This window comes from Beijerinckia sp. L45, from assembly GCF_009765775.1.
In the GTDB taxonomy this organism is placed as follows: Bacteria; Pseudomonadota; Alphaproteobacteria; order Rhizobiales; family Beijerinckiaceae; genus RH-AL1.
Map to the genome: position 1 here is coordinate 1 of NZ_LMUU01000267.1, position 3,303 is coordinate 3,303.

Here is a 3,303-nt window from a genome sequence, read left to right on the forward strand (position 1 = left end):
CCGCGGCGCCGTCGCGCAGATAGATGAAGACGCCCCTGCCCTCTTCCTGAAATTTTGCAAAAATCTTGCGGATGGCCTCACCGCCGGTAATCACGTCGGCAACGATGTCGACGCGATGCAGGCGGGTCGGGATATCCCGGCCGCTGCCGATGTCGCCGTGGACGAAGGCAAAGTGCTGCACGGAATCGAACGGCGTGACATAGGCGTAGCCGGTGAGCGGTCCGCTGGTGCCCTCGACCGGAAAGGTCGCAACCCGCTCGACGAGCTTTTCGCGGCTCTGCCGGTAGGCGATGAGATCGGCCACCGAGATCCGCTTGAGCTGGTGCTTGACCGCGAAATCGGCGATCTGCTGGCCCGCCATCACCGTACCGTCGTCATTGGCGAGCTCGCAGATGACGCCGACCGGCGGTACGCCGGCGAGACGGCAGAGATCGACCGCCGCCTCCGTGTGTCCGGAGCGCATGAGCACCCCGCCCTCGCGCGCGATCAGCGGAAACACGTGGCCCGGACGCACGAAATCGCCTGCCCCCATGTTGCCGTTGGCGAGCGCGCGGACCGTATTATTGCGCTGTTCCGCGGAGATGCCGGTGGTCAACCCGTGCTTGCTGTCCACGGTGATGGTGAAAGCGGTGCCGAGCGGCGCATCGTTCGAAGCCACCATGGGCGACAGATGCAGGCGCTTGGCGTCGTCGGCGGTCACCGGGACGCAGACGATGCCGCAGCAGTTTCTTATGATGAACGCCATCTTCTCGGTGGTGCAGAGCGAGGCGGCGCAGACGAGGTCGCCTTCGTTCTCACGGTCGTCGTCATCGGTGACGATGACGAGTTCGCCGCGGGCGATGGCCTCGATGGCCTGGGTCACCGAAGTGTGGGCGGCCGTGTTATGGCCGGCCGGCTGGGCGATAGGTGACAAGCTTGGTCTCTCCGCGATGCAGACGCGGGGCACGAGCCTCGCACGGTCTGTCAGATAAGATCGATGCGCGCGGCATGCATCGGGCGACGTCTCGAAGTCCGACACGCCAGGCATGCCACGAGGAAACGCGCATCCCACCGCGGAAGCGAAGGGCGTCGGTTAAACCAAGCCGAGGCTTTTGGCAAAGCCGGCCGCCCCCAAACGGAAAGGGCCGCCCGAAGGCGGCCCTTTGTCTCTTCTATGTGACCCCGCCTACCAGGTGACGCGGACGCCGCCCTTGCCGCCGTAGACGCGCTCCAGATCGGAGAACTCGCCGTCGAAGTTGGCGAACAGGCCGACGCCATGGCCCATGTCGAGTTCGAATCCGGCCTTGGTCTGCGCCGCGTTGGTCGACGGTCGCGCGCCGGAGACGAGGAAGGCCGAGCCCGGCAGGGCGATAAAGCCGTTCTGCAAGTTCCGCTGCGGCGCGAACTCATGCAGATAGGCCAGGCTGACCATCGGGCGCAGCACCATGCCGGGTCCGACCGGGTAGACCGATTCAAATCGGGCGCCAACGAAGCCGGGGACATCGGCGGTCGACTGGCCCTGGCCGGCGAGGCCGAGCACATTGCCGGCGCCGTTGGTGTTGTACTCGGCAAAGCCGTTGGTCCGCAGTTGGGCGATCTCAAGCGCCACGAACGGCGTGATCTTGAGGTTGGTGAAGCCGTAGACGTTGCCGTATTCGAGCACGCGGCCGAACTCGGCGCGGGTGCGGATGTCGAGCGAGCTGAAGGAGGTCTTCTCCGTCGCGGTGGCGAGGCCCCCGAAACCGGCGACGTTGCGCGTGGTATTGTTGGAGAAAGACGACGCCGTGACCGAATTGGTGGCGTAGAACGGCCCGAAATCGACGAGACTGTAGACGCCGCCATGGAAACCGGTGACGTCGCCTGAGGTCGAGCGCCCCGAGACGTTGAAGTTCGACTCGCTGCCACCGGCGGCGATGCCGACCAGGATGTTGGGCTGGACCTGATAGTCGAGCCCCAAAACCCCGCCGTAGAAGTTGCCGGTTTCACCGGCCACGTTGGCATTGCCGCTGATCGACACGCCGCCGCCGAAGCCCGTCGACCAGACGCGATAGGTGCGGGGCGCCAGGGCCCGGTCGACGACGATCGGGGAAACCATCGCCTCGTTCTGCGCGTAACCCAGCACGCCGGCCGGCAGGCCGTTGCCGACGGTGATGCTGTTGACGGCGCCGAGACCGCCGGTCAGCCAGGACGTCGCCTGATCGTTGATCGCCCCGGAGAAGACGCGCGCGGCACGGATGCCGGCGTTCTCTACGGCGACGATGCCCTCGCCCGAAATGTTGTCGAAAGCCGCGCGGGCCTGCTGGGTGCTGCCGAGACCGAAGATGGCGTTCGCCAGCGTGCCGCCGGCGCCGGTCGCGGCGCCCGCATTGTTGCCGAGGGCAAAGGCCACGTTGCGCTGGTTGGTGGTCGCAGCGGCCGCGGCCAGGGCCTGGGCGTTGCGGTTCACCGAGACGAACACGTCGTCGGCGTCATAGGAGAGCGCCGCCGAGAAGAACGGCAGGCTCGAAGTCGCCCCCGTGAACGTGCCGGCGACGCCGCCTGTCGCGGTGAGGATCGTAAACCGGGTCGATGGCGCGAAGGCAGCGCCGGCCGCACCCTGCACGGCGACGGTGCCGCCCGCGATCGTCGTGGCGCCGGTGTCGGTGACCTTCGTCGCCTGCGTCGGCGATGCGACGATGGTCAGCGTCGAGCCCGCCGCGAAGGCGAGAGGCCCCGTGACGGCGAGGCCTGTGCCGGCGACACCCGTCGTACCCGACAGAAGCGCCGTCTGGGCGGCGAGGCTACCCGGCGCGAGCGTACCGCCGCTCGCCACCGTGACGCCGGCCGTCGTGCCGGCGCCCGACAGCGTACCGCCCGTCGCGACCGTCGTCGTTCCGGTGATCGCGCCGTTGGCGTCGAGGACGCCGGTCGCGCCGACGGTGACATTGGTCGTCAGGAGGTCGGTGGAGGCCATCGACAGCGTGCCGATGACATTCTGGAAGTAGCCCGAGGCCGTGTAGAGATCGATGCGCGTCCAGTAGCTCAGGGACGTGCCGTAGAAGGCCGCAAGCGCGTTGGTCTCGGTGTTGACGATGATCTGGTTGATCGTGTTGGTCGACAGCGTGCCGTTGAGGCCGCCCGTCGGCGCGATCGCCAAGGCTGCGGCAGTGCTGCCGCCGAAGATCGGCGCGAGCAGAATGGACGCGTCCGGACCGCCGACGGGGGCGGCTTCATGAGGCGCCTGCGCTAGAGTCAGGGTCGGCAGGCCGTAGGTCAGTTCCGACTGGTAAAGCGCCTGATTGGCGGCCGATGGGACATAGGGATCGCCAGCGGTGTTGGCGGCGC

Annotated in this window: 2 protein-coding genes; both read right to left on the reverse strand. The window is 67.4% G+C overall.

Going from position 1 to position 3,303, the window contains the following annotated elements:
- Positions 1-913: 3,4-dihydroxy-2-butanone-4-phosphate synthase (ribB, locus tag GSQ79_RS27200; protein WP_246725625.1), on the reverse strand; the 913-nt coding region annotated here is incomplete at its 3' end.
- A gap of 252 nt (positions 914-1,165) precedes the next feature.
- Positions 1,166-3,303: autotransporter outer membrane beta-barrel domain-containing protein (locus GSQ79_RS27205; RefSeq protein WP_158811875.1), on the reverse strand; the 2,138-nt coding region annotated here is incomplete at its 5' end.